Here is a 17,303-nt window from a genome sequence, read left to right as displayed (position 1 = left end):
CCTGACGGCGCGCGCCGTCCCCGTGATCGATAGCGTCCCCATAAAAAAACAGGGCGCCGCTTGCGCAGGCGCCCTGTCGGGTGCGGAGCGGGCCGGCGCGCACGGCGCCGGCGTGGTCCTCAGCCGCCGCGCGGACCGCGGTTGCCGCCGCCGCCGGGACGGCCGCCGCCACCCGGAGGACGCCCGCCGGCCGGGCGGTTGCCGCCGCCGGGGCGTCCGCCCGGACCCGGGCCGCGCTTCTGGCCGCCGGCCGGGCGCGCGGCGCGCGGCGCGGCGCCGTAGGGGTTGAAGCCGGGGGTGGCGTGGTCGGACGGGAAGCTCGGCGCGTTGCCCGGATGCCCGTAGGGATGCGCCTTGCGCTGCTGGCCCTGGCCCTGACCGCGGCCCTGGCCGGCGCCGGCACCAGCGCCGGCACCGGCCGGACGCGGCTTGGCGTAGGGACGCCCCTGACCTTGACCCTGACCACGACCGCCGGGACCGGCGTTGCGGTGGCCGGTCGGGCCGGTGCTGACGCCATCGGGCACGTACCAGGTGCGGAACGCGGCGGGGTTGCCGTCCGGCAGCGGCTTGGGGCCCTTCGGGGCGCGCTGCTTGAACGGCTTCTGCGATTGCTTGGCGGCCATTTCGCCGCTCACGGTCAGGCCGCCGTGCGGCTTCTTGCCGCCGCGGCCGCGGCCGCGGTCCTCGCGGAACGTGTCGAAGCGGCGCAGCTCGCGGCCTTCGTCGGCGGTGTTATGGCCGTTGACGTAGGCATTGCCGCCGCGGCCGACCTGCACGGTGGCCTTGGCCGCCTTGCGCTGGCCGATCACCGGCTGCAGGGTCAGCGCCGACGGGGTGCCTTCCTCCAGCTTCAGCTCGGCGCGCAGCGCCTCGACCTTGTCCTGCGCCAGTTCCATCGAATGCCCGCGCAGCAGTTCGCGCGGCAGCGCGATCTTGCCGTAGCGGGTGCGCTTGAGCCGGCTGACCTGGCAGCCCTGCGATTCCCACAGGCGCCGCACTTCACGGTTGCGGCCTTCCTTGACCACCACCCGGAACCAGTCGTGCGAGTCGGTGCCGCCGATGCGTTCGATCTCGTCGAACTTGGCGCCGCCATCCTCCAGCAGCACGCCGCGCGAGAGCCGCTCGATCATGCTGTCGGGCACGGTCTCTTCGCCTTCCGGGGCGCGCACGCGCACCACGTACTCGCGCTCGATCTCGTAGGAGGGGTGCATCATCGCGTTGGCCAGCTCGCCGTCGGTGGTGAGCAGCAGCAGGCCGGTGGTGTTGATGTCCAGGCGGCCGATCGCGATCCAGCGCGCGCCCTTCAGCGCCGGCAGCGCCTCGAAGATGGTCGGGCGGCCTTCGGGATCTTCGCGCGTGGTCACTTCGCCTTCGGGCTTGTTGTAGATCAGCACGCGCGAGGGCTCGGTCAGCGCGCTGGCGACGAAGCTGCGGCCGTCCAGCTCGATCTTGTCGCCGCTGCGGATCGACATGCCGGTCTGCGCGACCTCGCCGTTGACCTTGACCAGGCCGTCGGCGATGCGCTGTTCCAGCGCCCGGCGCGAGCCCAGTCCGGCCTGGGCCAGGACCTTGTGCAGGCGTTCTTCCAGTTTCGGCTGCTCGGCGGCAGCGGCGTCGCGCTTGAGCGAGAGCTTGTTCAACGACAGCTTGCGGGAGGTGTCACTCATTTACTTGGCTCCGGCCGGCGCGTTGCGCGTCGGCCTGTGGTTCGGAATCGGCATCGTCAACAGCCACGGTCGTCGTCGCGACGGCGTTGTCTTCGGCTTCGTTCGCATCCGCCGCGCGCTCTCCCGGCGCGGCTTCGGGTTCGCCCGTCGGGGCGGTCGTGGAATCCGTGGCCGCCGGCGCGTGGGCGTCGTCGGTCGCGGGGGTGTGCGGTGTTGCGGTGTCGCGTGCTTCTGCGTCGGCGGCATCGGCCGCGTCTGCCTGCGCCGTCGCGGCAGGCTCGGCGGCATCGCCGGCGGCTGCGGCCTGCGCCGTGGTGTCGCCCTGGTCGCCCTGGTCGCCCTGATCGGCGGCGTCGCCCGGTGCGGCGTCGGCCTGGGCCATGTCGCCGACCGGCAGCGCGTCGCGGTCCAGCGGCAGCTGCGGCTCCAGTTCGCCGATGTCCTTGAGTTCGGACAGCGGCGGCAGTTCGTCCAGGCGCTTGAGCCCGAAATAGTCCAGGAAGGTCTTGGTGGTGCCGAACAGCGCCGGCTTGCCCGGCACGTCGCGGTGCCCGACCACGCGGATCCACTCGCGCTCTTCCAGCGCCTGGATGATGTTGCTGCTGACCGCCACGCCGCGCACCTGCTCGATCTCGCCGCGGGTGATCGGCTGCCGGTAGGCGATCAGCGCCAGGGTCTCCAGCGTGGCGCGGGTGTAGCGGGTCTTGCGCTCGGTCCACAGTCGCGCCACCCAGGCGTGCACGTCGCTGCGCACCTGGTAGCGGAACCCGGAGGCCACTTCGACCAGTTCCACACCGCGGCCCTCGCAGGCCTCGCGCAGCAGTTCCAGCGCGCGCTCGATGCTGCCTGGCGGCGCGGGTTCCTCCTCCGGGAACAGGCCGTGCAACTGCGCCAGCGGCAACGGCTGGTTGGCGGCGAGCAGGGCGGCCTCGACGATGCGGTTGATCAGCGCTTGATCCATGCGGGGGCGGGTTCTCGGTGGCTCAGGTGGTGGCGTCGGCGGCGTCGCTGTCGTCGAACTCGCTGTTGAACTGCAGCGGCGCGTTGGTGTTGCCCAGTGCCAGCGACTTGACGTAGATCGGCGGCATAGGCGGCCGCTCGGCGGCCTCGGCGGGGACGTGCGCCAGCGGTTCCTGGACGATGTCCAGCAACTGCTCCTTGGCCAGTTCCAGCAGCGCCAGGAAGGTGACCAGCACGCCCAGCTTGCCTTCCTCGGCACTGAACAGCGATTCGAAACGGTGGAACTTGCCGTCGTCCAGACGGCCCAGCACGTCGCCCATGCGCTGGCGCACGCTCAGCGCCTCGCGCTTGATGGCGTGGCCGCTGAACAGCTCGGCGCGCTTGAGCACGTCGTACAGCGCCAGCAGCATTTCCTTCAACTCCACCGGCGGCGGCAGCTTGACCGCGGCACGGTCCGGCACATGGGCGTGCACCGGGGTGGTGTCGCGGTCCTGCCGCGGCAGCGCGTCGATGTCCTCCGCCGCCTGCTTGAAGCGTTCGTACTCCTGCAAGCGGCGGACCAGTTCGGCGCGCGGGTCCGTTTCCTCGCCGTCCTCGGCCGGCGGCCGCGGCAGCAGCATCCGTGACTTGATCTCGGCCAGGATCGCGGCCATCACCAGGTATTCGGCCGCCAGTTCGAAGCGCAGCTCCTGCATCACGTTGATGTAGTCCACGTACTGCCGGGTGATCTCGGCGACGGGGATGTCCAGGATGTCCAGGTTCTGCCGGCGGATCAGGTACAGCAGCAGGTCCAGCGGGCCTTCGAACGCATCCAGGATCACTTCCAGCGCATCCGGCGGAATGTACAGATCCTGCGGGATCTGCAGTACCGGCTGCCCATGCACGACCGCCAGCGGCATTTCCTGCTGCTGTGGCGGGGTCGTCTGGGTTGGCGGGTTCGCGTCGAGCGCGAGTTCGGAAGTCATCGGTTGGACATCGGTGTTGCGGTAGCGAAGGGCCGGGCAGGCGCGACCCGGCGCGGCTCCTTGCCGGCAGTGCTGCGGTTCAATGGCGCGTCGTCCCCGCAACGCGCTCGGTACTTCAACAAGACACACGACGCACGCCACGCGTGTCGTGGCGGCGGGAACTGCAGAGGAGGACGTCTGCGCGGGCGGTGTCAGGCAGCGAATCGGTCGTCGGAAGGGGCTTGGGGTCGCCGATCACCGACGGGCCGCTGCATCCGGCCGCGTGCAATACGACCAAGGGTAATGCGCCGGCGGGGTCGGTGTCCAGCGCCGCAGTGCCGGGGCAGGTTCTACAATGACAGGTCTTTGGATAGGCAACGAGGGCAGAGACGCGATGTGGTACGTGATCGAGGGGTACGACGTGGCCGATGCGCTGCCGCGGCGGGCGGCGGCGCGGCCGGCGCATCTGCAGCGGCTGACCGCATTGCAGGAAGCCGGGCGGCTGTTGTTGGCCGGGCCGTGCCCGGCGATCGACGCCGAGGATCCGGGTCCGGCCGGCTTCAGCGGCAGCCTGGTGGTGGCCGCGTTCGACTCGCTGGCCGAGGCGCGGGCCTGGGCCGAGGCCGATCCGTATGTCGATGCCGGCGTCTACGCCCGGGTCGAGGTGCGGCCGTTCCGCAAGGTGCTGCCATGAGCCAGGTCGGCGCCGAGCGGGTGGCGCGGATCCGCGCCGCGCTGGAGGCGGCGTTCGCGCCGCAGGCGCTGGAGGTGGAGGACGACAGCCATCGCCATGCCGGCCATGCCGGCGCGCGCGACGGCCGCGGGCATTTCAATGTACGGGTGGTCAGTCCGGCTTTCGCCGGCATGGCGCCGCTGGCCCGCCACCGCGCCGTCTACGCGGCGCTGGGCGAGATGATGCAGACCGACATCCACGCGCTGTCGATCCGCGCCGAGGTGCCGGGCACGGGCGGCTGACACCCGCTGGCGACGGCTGCTACCGGTCCAAACAGGGGTGTGCACCCCGGGAAAAAGCGGAATCTGCACCTGGATTATGCTGCATTGCGGCACGATTCCGACCGGTTTCTCATTATTCAAGTGACTGAAAAATAAGGCGTTTATTGTAAAAATAACAAAGGGCTTCTGCCTCGCGCTGAAAACGATTACAGTCCGCGCCAGTTTCTCAAGGTCTCTGCCGCGGAGGGCGGCACGATGGCGAAGAGCGCGGTTACCATCAAAGACGTCGCACGCGAGGCCCGGGTTTCCGTGGCCACCGTGTCGCGTGCGCTCAACGGCCACGAGAACGTGGCCGCACCGGTGCGGACCCTGGTGCTGGAAGTGGCCGAGCGCCTGCGCTACAGCCCGCATGCGGCGGCGCGCAGCCTCAGCAGCCGCCGCACCCAGACCCTGGGCGTGGTGCTGCCCGACCTGTACGGCGAATTCTTCTCCGAACTGATCCGCGGCATCGACGGCGCTGCCCGCGCGCGTCGCCAGCACCTGCTGGTGTCCAGCTACCACGGCGACCCGGAAGAGCAGGGGCGGGCGCTGCGGGCGATGCGCGGCCGCGTCGACGGCCTGCTGGTGCTGTCGCCGTATGCCGAGCGCCCGGGCTTTCTCACCGACAACCTGCCGCAGGCGTTGCCGACGGTGTTGATCAACACCCACCTGCCGGGCACCGAGTACCCAGTGCTGAGCATCGACGACCATGCCGGCGCGGTGGCGATGACCGAACACCTGCTGGCGATGGGGCATCGCCGCATCGCCTTCATCGGCGGCCCGGAACTGAACTTCGACGCGCGCGAACGCCTGCGCGGCTTCCGCGACGCCATGACACGCCATTCCGGCGAAGCGCATGGCCAGGAGTTCCCGGGCGACTTCGACGAAGCCTCCGGCTATCGCGCCGGACAGGCGATGCTGCAGGCCGGCACGCTGCCCGATGCGGTGTTCGCCGCCAACGACATGACCGCGCTCGGCTGCCTCTACGCCTTCACCCAGAGCGGCGTGCGCGTGCCCAACGACATCGCGTTGGCCGGTTTCGACGACATTCCGCTGGCGCGTTTCGTTCACCCATCCCTCACCACCATGCGCGTCAGCATCGCCGGGCTTGGTGAGCAGGCGATGCACCGCCTCCTGCAATTGATCGATCGGCCCGACGCGGACGACCGGCAGCGGCAGACCCTGGTTCCTACGTTGGTCGTGCGCGATTCCAGCACGGCCCGTTCCTGATGCGACGCACTCTTCTGCGCCGCATCGCTTGTTCCACTTCGTTCCATCGAAGCACCACGCACCACCCATAACGAGCATCACGTCTTCCTGGAGGGAAAACCCCACATGCAACACACCCCGCACTCCGCCCGGCCCACGCGCAAGCTGTTGAGCTGCGCCCTCGCCAGTTGTCTGCTGCTGGGCGCCGCGCCGGCATTCGCGCAAAGCACCGGCGCCACCATCCGCGGCCAGGTCAAGGTCGATTCGGCGCCGGCCGCGTCCGCGCAGGTCACCGCCACCAACCTGGCCACCGGTCTGAGCCGCAGCGTGCAGGCCAATAACGGCGTGTATTCGGTCGGCGGCCTGCCGCCGGGCTCCTACCGCATCGACGTCACCGCCGACGGCAAGACCACCTCGCAGAACGTCACCGTGCAGGTCGGCCAGACCGCCACCCTGGATCTGGGCGTGGGCGGCGAAGCGGCCACCGCCAACGGGCAGGGCGCGACCACGCTCGACGCGGTGCAGGTACAGGCGCCGCCGGTGCTGGTGGAAACCCGTACCTCGGAGAACGCCACCTACATTTCCAACGTGCAGATCGAGAAGCTGCCGCAGGCCACGCGCAACTTCCTGGAGCTTGCCGACAGCGTGCCGAGCGTGCAGTTCCAGCGCGACGCCAAGGGCAACACCACGGTGCGCTCCGGCGCGACCTCGGCCAACGGCACCAACGTCTACATCGACGGCATCAGCCAGAAGAACTACGTGCTGACCGGCGGCGTCAGCGGCCAGGATTCCAGCCGCGGCAACCCGTTCCCGCAGTCGGCGATCGGCGAGTACAAGGTCATCACCTCCAACTACAAGGCCGAGTTCGACCAGGTCAGCAGCGCGGCGATCGTCGCTTCGACCAAGTCCGGCACCAACGATTTCCACGGCAGCTTCTTCTGGGATACGACCAACGACGACTGGCGTGCCGAAAGCCCGCTGGAGCGCAAGGCCGGCCAGCGCGACGACTTCTCCGAGACCCAGTACGGCGCCACCTTCAGCGGCCCGATCCTCAAGGACCGCGCGCACTTCTTCGTGGCCTACGAGGCCAAGGAATACACCACGCCGAACACGGTGATCCCGGGCGGCATCTACGCCGACCGCGTCGACCAGTTGCCGGCGCAGCTGCAGCCGCTGGTCGCCACCTACAGCACCCCGTTCAAGGAAGACCTGTACTTCGGCAAGATCGACTGGACCCTGGGCGACAACAACCTGTTCGAGCTGACCGGCAAGTACCGCAAGGAAGACGAGCTGTCGGACATCGGCAACACCATCACCTACCAGCACGGCAGCAGCAACGGGCAGAAGGAAAAGCGCGCCAACCTGCGCTGGCAGTACAGCGGCGAGGCCTTCCTCAACGATCTGAACCTGAGCTACGAGAGCGCGTTCTGGACCCAGACCCCGCTCACCGACGGTAGCGGCTACGTGCTGTCCTATGTGCCGCAGGCCGGCAACGAGACCACCATCCTCAGCGCCGGCGCCGGCAGCAGCTTCCAGAACAAGGGCCAGAAGGGCTGGACCCTGCAGGACGACCTGACCCTCAACAGCCTCGACTGGCACGGCAGCCACACCATCAAGATGGGCCTGAAGTACAAGGACATCCAGCTCGATTCGACCCAGATCAATCCGGCCAATCCGCAGTACTACTACAACATCCTCAGCGATGTCGGCACCCCGTACCGGGTGCGCTTCGGCGACACCGGCGACGGCGGTTCGGTGCAGTCGCAGAACAAGCAGTACGGCATCTACCTGCAGGACGACTGGGAGGTCAACGAGCACCTGACCCTGAACCTGGGCGTGCGCTACGACTACGAGAAGACCCCGTCGTTCCTCGACTTCGTCACCCCGGCCGACGTCGCCAGCGCGCTGCTGAACTGGCGCAACCTGGACAACGCCAACTACGACATCGCCAACTACATCAGCACCGGCAACAACCGCAAGGCGTTCAAGGATGCCTGGCAGCCGCGCCTGGGCTTCTCCTACGACCTGTTCGGCGACCAGGCGCACGTGATCTACGGCGGTGCCGGTCGTGCGTACGATCGCAACCTGTTCGACTACCTGGCGCTGGAGCAGCTCAACAACAACTTCCGCTCCTACAGCTACTACTTCAGCAGCGCCAACACGCCGTGCCTCGGCCAGCCGTGCGTGGCATGGGACCCGAGCTATGCGACCCAGGCAGGCCTGAACGGGTTGGCGGCCTCCACCACCGCCGGCACCGGCGGCGGCCGCGAGGTGTACCTGATCGACAACAACATCAAGGTGCCGTACTCCGACCAGTTCAGCCTGGGCATGCGCAACATGCTGCATTTCTGGGGCAACGACTGGTACACGGACGTGACCCTGAGCCGCATCGTCAGCGAGGACGGCTTCGTGTTCCTGCGTGGCAACCGCCGTGCCGACGGCTCGTTCTTCCTGCCCGGCACCAGCTCCGGCGTGCCCACCGATTCGCCCAACGGCTACAGCGCGATCGTGCTCGGCACCAACGGCCTGAAGACGCGCAACAACCAGCTGGCGCTGAAGCTGGACAAGCCCTACGACAAGGAATCGGGCTGGGGCCTGACCGTGGCCTACACCTTCTCCGACGCGAAGGAAAACCGCCAGTACGGCGAGCACTATGCGCTGGACCAGCCGTCGATGGCCGGCTACGGCTGGCGTGAGGCCGGCGGCATCCCGAAGAACCGCCTGGTGGTCACCGGCATCTACGATCTGCCGTACGACGTCACCCTGTCGGCCAAGCTGTCGCTGGCCAGCCAGACCCCGCGCTACGGCACCAACTGCCTGGCGGGCAACGACCAGTGCTATATCATTCAGTACAAGCCGGACGCCACGCTGGGCTACAAGGAATTCAGCCTGGCGGCGAACAAGGAATGGGATACCGGGTCGGGCATCAAGTTCAACGTGCGCGCCGATGTCATCAATCTGTTCAACTGGACCAACTACGCGGACTACAACACCGCAACCGGAACGTACGCCGATCTGAATACGGCGTTCGGTACGCCGAACGGCGTGCTCGCCTCGCCGATGCGGACGTTCAAGCTGTCGTTCGGCTTGAACTGGTAAGCAAGGTCGCCGCGGCTCCCGTGCACCGGGGGCCGCGGCGATGCGGAAGTGGGGTATTTTTTGCGTGCATGTAAACGATTTCACGGGGGGCACGATGAAGAAGCAGCGCAGGTTCATCAGGTTTTCGTTGATGGTGATGGCAGCAGGGGTGCTGCTGACGGCGTGTAAGAAGGTCGAGGAGCCGAAGGCGGTGGAGAAGAAGCCGGTGCAGGTGATCCTGGTCGAGGCGGAACTGCCGCCCAAACCGCTGAAGCCCGAGCTGCCGCAACTGTTCAGCGACATCGAGCGGCGCACTTTCCAGTTCTTCTGGGACACCACCAACGACACCAATGGCCTGACTCCCGACCGCTTCCCGTCGCGTCCGTTCGCCAGCATCGCGTCGGTGGGGTTCTCGCTGACGGCGTATCCCATCGGCATCGAGAACGGCTGGATCAGCCGGACCCAGGCGGTGGATCGCACCCTGACCACGTTGAAGTTCTTCCGCGATGCGCCGGTCGGCCCGCAGCGCACCGGCAAGGCCGGCTACAAGGGCTTCTATTACCACTTTCTGGACATGCAGAACGGCCACCGTTACGACAGCTGGGTGGAGCTGTCGAGCGTGGATACCGCGCTGCTGATGATGGGCGTGCTGTTCGCGCAGTCGTACTACGACGGCGACGACCCGCGCGAGAAGGAGATCCGCGAGATCGCCGACACGCTGTACCGGCGCGTGGACTGGACCTGGCTGCAGCAGCGCGATCCGCTGATCTCGATGGGCTGGTTCCCCGAAAGCGGCTTCATCAGCCACGACTGGATGGGCTACAACGAAGCGATGATGCTGTACGTGCTGGCCTTGGGATCGCCCACCCATGCGGTGAGCCCGGATGCGTGGACGGTGTGGACCCGCACCTACAACAACGACTGGGGCGTGTACTACGGCCAGGAATACCTGTCGTTCGGGCCGATGTTCGCGCACCAGTACAGCCATGTCTGGATCGACTTCCGCGACATCCAGGACCAGTACATGCGCGAGCGCGGCATCGACTACTTCCTCAACAGCCGCCGCGCGGTGCTCGCGCAGCGCGAGTACGCCATCGCCAATCCGATGAAGTGGAAGGACTACGGCGAGAACGTGTGGGGCCTGACCGCCAGCGACGGGCCGCAGAACACCGAGCAGGAGTATCGCGGCGAACAACGCCAGTTCCGCCACTATTCTTCGCGCGGCGCCGGCCTGCGCGAGAACTTCGACGACGGCACCATCGCGCCGACCGCGGCGGTGGCCTCGCTGGTGTTCGCGCCGGAAGTGGTGATTCCTGCCACCGAGGAGATGCACAAGCGCTACGGCGATTTCATCTACTCCAGCTACGGCTTCCTGGATTCGTTCAACCCCAGCTTCAACTACGATATCCCGCTCAAGACCGGGCGCGTCGTGCCCGGACGCGGCTGGGTCTCCAGCGACTACATCGGCATCGACCAGGGCCCGATCCTGACCATGATCGCCAACTACCGCAACGAGTTCGTCTGGAACGTGATGAAGAAGAACAAGTACATCCGCACCGGACTGGAGCGCGCCGGCTTCAGCGGCGGCTGGCTGACTCCGGAGGGCGAGGCGCAGCCGGTGCCGAAGAAGGACGAGCAGGCCGCCGCGGCGCGGGCGATCGGCATCGCCGAATCGCGCGCCGCCGCTGCGCAGGCGCAACAGAACCCCGACCAGCGCCAGCCGCAGAAGCCCGAATGAGCGCAGCACGCATGATCGGTCGTTGGGTGTCGCTGGGCTTGCTGATGGTGGCCGTGTGCGGGTGCGCGCGCGCGCCGCAGGGCGAGGTGGTGCGGTTCTGGGCGATGGGCCGCGAGGCCGAGGTGGTGGCCGAGCTGATCCCGGAGTTCGAGAAGGAGAATCCCGGCATCCACGTGGACATCCAGAACATCCCGTGGACCGCCGCGCACGAGAAGCTGCTGACCGCCTTCGCTGCCGACGGCCTGCCGGACGTGTGCCAGCTGGGCAACACCTGGATCCCGGAATTCGCCGAACTGGGCACGCTGCAGCCTCTGCAGCCCTATGTCGAGCGCTCCAAGGTGGTCGACCCGAAGGACTACTTCCCCGGCATCTGGGACACCAGCGTCATCGATGGCCAGCTCTACGGCATCCCCTGGTACGTGGACACGCGCCTGCTGTTCTATCGCAAGGACATGCTGCGCGACGCCGGGGTGACCAAGCTGCCGCAGACCTGGGCCGAGTGGGAGCAGGCGATGGCGGCGGTGAAGAAGCATGTCGGGCCGAAGCGCTACGCCATCCTGATGCCGCTCAACGAGTTCGAGCAGCAACTGTCGCTGGGCCTGCAGCTGCCCGATCCGCTGCTGCGCGACCACAACAACTACGGCAACTTCGAAAGCCCCGGCTTCCGCAAGGCGCTGGCGTTCTACGCCAACATGTTCGACCAAGGCTGGGCGCCGAAGATGTCGGAGACGCAGATCTCCAACGTCTGGGACGAATTCTTCAACGGTTTCTACGCGTTCTACATCTCCGGCCCGTGGAACATCCGCGAGTTCCGCAAGGTGCAGCCGGCTGCGCTCAAGGACCAGTGGGGCACCATGCCGCTGCCGGGCCCGGACGGCCCCGGCGCCGGCATCGCCGGCGGCACCAGCCTGGTGATCTTCCGCAAGTCCGAGCACAAGGACGCGGCGTGGAAGCTGATCGAGTTCCTGTCGCGGCCGCAGATCCAGGCGCGCTTCCACGCGCTGATCGGCGACATGCCGCCGCGGCGCAGCACCTGGGCGTATCCGTCGCTGGCCGACGATCCGCTGGCGCATGCCTTCCGCGATCAGCTGGAGCGGGTCAAGCCGGCACCGAAGGTGCTGGAGTGGGAGCGTATCGTGCAGGAGATGCGGCTGGCCACCGAGCGCGTGGTGCGCGGCGGCGAGCCGCAGGAGAAGGCGATGCGGGAACTGGACAAGCGGGTCGACGAGATCCTGGAGAAACGCCGCTGGATCCACCAGCAGCACCGCGAAGGCACGGCGGCGCCGGCCACGGGAGCGGCGCCATGAAGCGCGGTTCCCTGATCGGCTGGCTGTTCGCCGGCCCGGCGCTGATCGTGATCGGCGTGTTCTTCGGCCTGCCGGTGCTGTCGGCGCTGGCGCTGAGCGTCACCGACTTCGACCTGTACTCGCTGGCCGACCGCCACAACCTGCGCTTCGTCGGCTTCGGCAACTACATCGAGTTGCTGCAGACGCCGATGTTCTGGAAGTCGCTGTGGAACACCACGTACTTCGTGATCGTCGGCGTGCCGCTGTCCATCGGCGCCTCGCTGGGCGCGGCGCTGCTGCTGAACGCGCCGGTGGCGCGCTTCAAGGCGCTGTTCCGCACCGCGCTGTTCGCGCCGGTGGTAACCACGCTGGTGGCGGTGGCTGTGATCTGGCGCTACCTGTTCCACACCAGCTACGGCCTGGTCAACTACGGCCTGGCGCATCTGGGCATCGGCCCGATCGACTGGCTCGGCGACCCGCACTGGGCGATGCCGACCATCATGCTGTTCGCGGTGTGGAAGAACTTCGGCTACAACATGGTGATCTTCCTCGCCGGCCTGCAGGCGATCCCGCAGGACCTGTACGAGGCCGCGCGCATCGACGGCGCCTCCAAGTGGCGGCAGTTCCTGCACATCACCCTGCCGATGCTGGGGCCGGTGCTGCTGGTGGTCGGGGTGATCACCGTGTCCGGCTACTTCCAGCTGTTCGCCGAACCCTACGTGATGACCCGCGGCGATCCCCTGCAGAGCACGGTCAGCGTGCTGTATTACATGTTCGAGGAAGGCTTCAAGTGGTGGAACCTCGGCCGCGCGTCGGCGGTGGCGTTCCTGCTGTTCCTGATCATCCTGGGAGTGACGACGGTGATGCTGCGCTTCGGCCGCAAGAGGGACCTGGTATGAGCCGGGAGATCGGCGCCTCGCGCTGGAACACGCTGCTGGTCAACGGCGGGCTGCTGCTGCTCGCCGTGATCAGCCTGGCGCCGCTGTTGTGGATGGTGTCGGTGTCGTTCATGCCGGCCGGGCAAGCGAGTCGCTTCCCGCCGCCGATGCTGCCCACCGGCGCCACCCTGGCCAACTACGGCGAGCTGTTCTCGCGCACCGGCATGGCCCGCAACTTCGCCAACAGCCTGCTGGTGTCGTGCGCGATCACCTTCGGTTCGCTGCTGATCAACACCATGGCCGGCTATGCCTTCGCCAAGCTGCGCTTCGTCGGCAAGGAACGGATCTTCCAGATCCTGCTGGCGGCGCTGGTGATCCCGGCGCAGGTGGCGATGCTGCCGCTGTTCCTGCTGATGAAGCAGCTGCACCTGGTCAACAACTTCGGCGGCGTGGTCGTGCCGGCGCTGGCGACGGTGTTCGGCATCTTCCTGGTGCGCCAGTACGCGCGTTCGATCCCGGACGAGCTGCTGGAGGCCGCGCGCATCGACGGTGCCGGCGAGTTGCGGATCTTCTTCCAGATCGTGCTGCCGATGCTCAAGCCGGTGCTGGTGACGCTGACCATCTTCACCTTCATGGCCGCGTGGAACGACTTCATGTGGCCGCTGATCGTGCTGACCGACCAGGAGCACTACACCTTGCCGGTGGCGCTGGCGGCGCTGTCGCGCGAGCACATCATGGACGTGGAGATGATGATGGCCGGCGCGGTGGTCACGGTGGTCCCGGTGCTGGCGCTGTTCCTGGCGCTGCAGCGCTACTACATCCAGGGCCTGCTGCTCGGCAGCGTGAAGGGGTGAGGCGCAACGCTTGCGCGCCACTGGCGCGCGTTGCGCCGAACGCCCGGCCATGGATGGCCGGGCCGGGTCGTCCGGAGCCGATCGGTTGCGCCAGGGATGGCATGGGAAACAGGCGAGTGCGGCGACGCGCCTGCGAGCCATTGGCTCGCGCGTTCGCGAACGCCTGGCCATGGATGGCCAGGCCGGACGATCTGGTGTGGGATTGTCACGCCATGGATGGCAGCGGTGAAGCGGAACATCGAGCGCCACTGGCGCGCGTTGCGCCGAACGCCCGGCCATGGATGGCCAGACCTGAAGTGTAGGAGCGGCTTCAGCCGCGACAGCATGCAACGCGATGCCGTGGGGCGCCGACGGGTGCGATGCCCGCGGGCATGCACAGACACACACAAGCAGACACGCAACGAAACGACAGCGACGGGGAAGGCGATGAGGGACGGGATGGCGATGACGTGCGCACGCGCGATGCTGGCGATGCTGGGACTGGCGGCCGCCCATGCCGTCGCCGCGCCGCCGACCTCCACGGTGACGCTGGACAGCTTCAACGATCTGGACAAGTGGCAGATCGTCGTCTCCAACCAGGTCACCGCCTCGACCCGGCTGGTGCAGGCGCCCAGCGGCGGCCGCGCCAAGGCGCTGTGCCTGGACTACGACTTCAACGGCGTGTCCGGCTATGCCGGGATCCGCCGCAGCGTGCCGATCGACTACCCGGACAACTACCAGTTCGCGTTCCAGCTGCGCGGCGAGTCGCCGAGCAACGACCTGCAGTTCAAGCTGGTCGACGCCAGCGGCGACAACGTGTGGTGGGTCAACCGGCCGCGCTACGACTTCCCCACGCAGTGGAGCACGGTCACCTACAAGAAGCGGCAGATCGACAAGGCCTGGGGGCCGAGCCCAGAGAAGGAGCTGACCCGCAGCGCACAGATCGAGTTCACCATCTACAACCAGGTCGGCGGCGCCGGCACGGTGTGCTTCGATCAGCTGACCCTGACCCCGTTGCCGCCGCAGGACACCTCGCCGCTGACGGTCAAGGTCAACACCGATACCGCGCCGGCGCTGGAGCAGCGCATCGCCGACGGCAAGCCGGACACCGTCTGGTACAGCGGCAACGCCAAGACCCAGACGGTGATGCTGGACCTGGGCAAGGTGCGCGAGTTCGGCGGCGCCAAGGTGCAGTGGGCGCCGGGCGTCTATGCCTCGCGCTACACCGTGCAGGGCTCGGCCGACGGGCGCAGCTGGCGCGAGTTGCGCAGCGTGACCGCCGGCAACGGCGGCACCGACTGGCTGGCGCTGCCGGAAACCGAGGCGCGCTACGTGCGCTTCGACCTGCAGGACGGCCCCAGCTTCCGTTACGGCATCGCCGACATCACGCTGCAGCCGCTGGCCTTCGCCGCGACCCAGAACGACTTCATCAAGTCGGTGGCGGCGCAATCGACCCGCGGCTGGTTCCCGCGCGGCTTCAGCGGCGAGCAGCCGTACTGGACCATCGTCGGCCTGGATGGCGGCCGCGAGCAGGGCCTGGTCGGCGAGGATGGCGCGATCGAGGTGGGCAAGGGCGGCTTCAGCATCGAGCCGTTCCTGCTGCTGGACGGCAAGCGCCTGAGTTGGGCCGACGTCAAGACCGCGCAGAGCCTGCAGGACGACTACCTGCCGATTCCCAGCGTGGACTGGACCCACGACAACGCCGCGCTGCGCGTGACCGCCTTCGTGCAGGGCGAGCCGGAGCAGGCGCAACTGGTGGCGCGCTACCGGCTCAGCAACCCGGGCAAGCAGCCGCACGATTACACCCTGGCGCTGGCGGTGCGTCCGTTCCAGGTCAATCCGCCCAGCCAGTTCCTCAACACCGTCGGCGGGGTCAGCCCGATCCGCTCGCTGGCCTTCGCCGGGACGCAGGTGCAGGTCAACGGCCAGCCGCGGGTGTTCGCGGTGCAGAAGCCCGATGCCGCCTACGCCAGCGCGTTCGACGCCGGCATGGACGTCGAACGGCTGAGTACCGACGCCAGCGGCCTGCCGCAGCAGGCGCAGGATCCCGATGGGCTGGCCTCCGGCGCGCTGCTGTATCGCGGGCGCCTGGCCCCGGGCGAGGTGCGCGAGGTCGCGCTGGTGATCCCGCAGACCGGTAGCGCCGGCGTGCCGGCGGGCTTCGACGCGGCGCGCGCGCAGCAGCAGGTCGCCGCGCAGTGGCACGAGAAGCTGGACCGCGTGCAGTTGCACGTGCCGGCGCAGGGCAAGGCGGTGACCGACACGTTGCGCACCGCGCTGGCGCACATGCTGATCTCGCGGATCGGCCCGCGCCTGCAGCCGGGCACGCGCTCGTACTCGCGCAGCTGGATCCGCGACGGCGCGATGATCTCCGAAGGCCTGTTGCGCCTGGGCCGCGCCGACGTGGTGCGCGAGTACGTGGAGTGGTATGCGCCGTACCAGTTCGCCAACGGCATGGTGCCGTGCTGCGTGGACGACCGCGGCAGCGACCCGGTGCCGGAGAACGACAGCCACGGCGAACTGATCTACAGCGTCGCCGACTACTACCGCTACAGCGGCGACCGCGCCTTCCTGGAGCAGATGTGGCCGCACGTGCTCGGCGCCTATACCTACATGGAGCAGCTGCGGCTGAGCGAGCGCACCGACGAGAACCGCGCGCGCAACGCGGCCTTCTACGGGATGATGCCGGTGTCGATCAGCCACGAGGGCTATTCGGCCAAGCCGATGCACTCGTACTGGGACAACTTCTGGGCGCTGCGCGGCTACAAGGACGCGGTGAGCATCGCCGCCGAACTGGGCCGCATCGACGATGCCGCGCACTTCGCTGCCTCGCGCGATCAGTTCCGCCAGGACCTGTACGCCTCGCTGGACGCGGCCACCCAGCAGCACCACATCGACTTCCTGCCGGGCTCGGCGGAGCTGGGCGATTTCGATCCGACCTCGACCACCATCGCGCTGGCGCCGGGCGGCGAGCAGGGCCGGCTGCCGCAGGCGCTGCTCGACAACACCTTCGAGCGCTACTGGAGCGAATTCGTCGGCCGCCGCGACGGCACCCGCCAGTGGAAGGACTACACCCCCTACGAGTGGCGCAACGTGTCCGCGTTCGTGCGCCTGGGCTGGCGCGAGCGCGCCTGGGAGGCGACGCAGTTCTTCTTCAAGGACCGCACGCCGCAGCCATGGAACCAGTGGGCCGAAGTGGTCTCGCGCACGCCGCGCAAGCCGTTCTTCCTCGGCGACCTGCCGCATGCCTGGGTCGCCTCGGACTTCGTGCGCTCGGTGCTGGACATGTTCGCCTACGCCCGCGACGTCGACGACAGCCTGGTGCTGGCCGCCGGCATCCCCGCCGACTGGCTCGACGGCAAGGGCGTGGCGATCGAGCAGTTGCGCACCCCGCAGGGCCCGCTGAGCTACCAGTTGCGCCGGCAGAAGAACCGGCTGCTGCTGAACATCCCCGAGGGCCTGCGCATGCCCAGCGGCGGTCTGGTGCTGCCGTGGCCGTACCCGGGCGAACCGGGCCGCACCCTGGTCAACGGCGAAGCGGCGCAGTGGGAGCACGGCGAACTGCGCATCCACGCGTTGCCGGCGGATGTGCAGATCGAGGTCCGTTGAGGCCGGGAATCGGGAGTGGGGAATCGGGAATCGCAACAGCAAAAGAAAAGCGCCGGCATGCCGGCGCTTTTTTTCTTTCTGGAGTATCGAGTTGTGAGAGCCGAGGTT

Annotated in this window: 12 protein-coding genes; 9 read left to right on the top strand and 3 right to left on the bottom strand. The window is 68.0% G+C overall.

The window, feature by feature from the left end:
* Positions 1 to 119: 119 nt before the first annotated feature.
* Genes RAB70_RS15770 through RAB70_RS15760 form a run of 3 tightly spaced genes read right to left on the bottom strand, consistent with a single transcriptional unit; the run spans position 120 to position 3,592 of the window.
* Positions 120 to 1,667: a pseudouridine synthase gene (locus RAB70_RS15770; RefSeq protein ID WP_148828442.1), complete on the bottom strand. Its 1,548-nt coding sequence runs from the start codon at positions 1,665 to 1,667 to the stop codon at positions 120 to 122.
* Complete coding sequence (gene scpB / locus RAB70_RS15765; RefSeq protein WP_148828441.1) at positions 1,660 to 2,628, bottom strand: SMC-Scp complex subunit ScpB; 969 nt, start codon at positions 2,626 to 2,628, stop codon at positions 1,660 to 1,662. Before scpB ends, RAB70_RS15770 begins: the two co-directional genes overlap by 8 nt.
* A 22-nt stretch (positions 2,629 to 2,650) precedes the next feature.
* Entirely contained in the window at positions 2,651 to 3,592 is a 942-nt protein-coding gene (locus RAB70_RS15760; RefSeq protein WP_017909690.1) for a ScpA family protein, read from the bottom strand.
* Between the two features lie 373 nt (positions 3,593 to 3,965).
* Here RAB70_RS15760 and RAB70_RS15755 point away from each other — a divergent pair, with 373 nt between their 5' ends.
* From RAB70_RS15755 to RAB70_RS15715, 9 genes are all read left to right on the top strand, one after another.
* The gene (locus RAB70_RS15755) at positions 3,966 to 4,265 is read left to right on the top strand and encodes a YciI family protein (protein ID WP_017909689.1); all 300 of its coding nucleotides are present in this window, start codon (positions 3,966 to 3,968) and stop codon (positions 4,263 to 4,265) included.
* Positions 4,262 to 4,546: a BolA family transcriptional regulator gene (locus RAB70_RS15750; protein WP_017909688.1), complete on the top strand. Its 285-nt coding sequence runs from the start codon at positions 4,262 to 4,264 to the stop codon at positions 4,544 to 4,546. The genes RAB70_RS15755 and RAB70_RS15750 overlap by 4 nt, the downstream gene beginning before the upstream one ends.
* 234 nt (positions 4,547 to 4,780) lie before the next feature.
* Positions 4,781 to 5,794 (top strand): LacI family DNA-binding transcriptional regulator, encoded by a 1,014-nt coding sequence (locus tag RAB70_RS15745; protein ID WP_148828440.1) that lies wholly within the window; start codon positions 4,781 to 4,783, stop codon positions 5,792 to 5,794.
* A gap of 105 nt (positions 5,795 to 5,899) precedes the next feature.
* Positions 5,900 to 8,872: a TonB-dependent receptor gene (locus RAB70_RS15740; RefSeq protein ID WP_148828439.1), complete on the top strand. Its 2,973-nt coding sequence runs from the start codon at positions 5,900 to 5,902 to the stop codon at positions 8,870 to 8,872.
* 130 nt (positions 8,873 to 9,002) lie between these two features.
* Positions 9,003 to 10,589 carry a glucoamylase family protein gene (locus RAB70_RS15735; protein ID WP_407136839.1) on the top strand — a complete coding sequence of 529 codons (1,587 nt, stop codon included), beginning with the start codon at positions 9,003 to 9,005 and terminating at the stop codon, positions 10,587 to 10,589.
* An 11-nt stretch (positions 10,590 to 10,600) separates the two neighbouring features.
* Positions 10,601 to 11,896 (top strand): sugar ABC transporter substrate-binding protein, encoded by a 1,296-nt coding sequence (locus RAB70_RS15730; protein WP_017909684.1) that lies wholly within the window; start codon positions 10,601 to 10,603, stop codon positions 11,894 to 11,896.
* Positions 11,893 to 12,774, top strand: coding sequence for a carbohydrate ABC transporter permease (locus tag RAB70_RS15725; protein WP_010342668.1), 882 nt, complete (start codon positions 11,893 to 11,895; stop codon positions 12,772 to 12,774). The genes RAB70_RS15730 and RAB70_RS15725 overlap by 4 nt, the downstream gene beginning before the upstream one ends.
* The gene (locus RAB70_RS15720) at positions 12,771 to 13,607 is read left to right on the top strand and encodes a carbohydrate ABC transporter permease (protein ID WP_017909683.1); all 837 of its coding nucleotides are present in this window, start codon (positions 12,771 to 12,773) and stop codon (positions 13,605 to 13,607) included. The genes RAB70_RS15725 and RAB70_RS15720 overlap by 4 nt, the downstream gene beginning before the upstream one ends.
* A gap of 471 nt (positions 13,608 to 14,078) precedes the next feature.
* Positions 14,079 to 17,195 carry a discoidin domain-containing protein gene (locus RAB70_RS15715; RefSeq protein WP_192578920.1) on the top strand — a complete coding sequence of 1,039 codons (3,117 nt, stop codon included), beginning with the start codon at positions 14,079 to 14,081 and terminating at the stop codon, positions 17,193 to 17,195.
* Positions 17,196 to 17,303 lie beyond the last annotated feature (108 nt).

The sequence above is a fragment of the Xanthomonas sontii genome (assembly GCF_040529055.1).
Classification (GTDB): domain Bacteria; phylum Pseudomonadota; class Gammaproteobacteria; order Xanthomonadales; family Xanthomonadaceae; genus Xanthomonas_A; species Xanthomonas_A sontii.
Note: the sequence above shows the minus strand (reverse complement) of the source record. Positions and strands in the feature narration are given on the sequence as shown.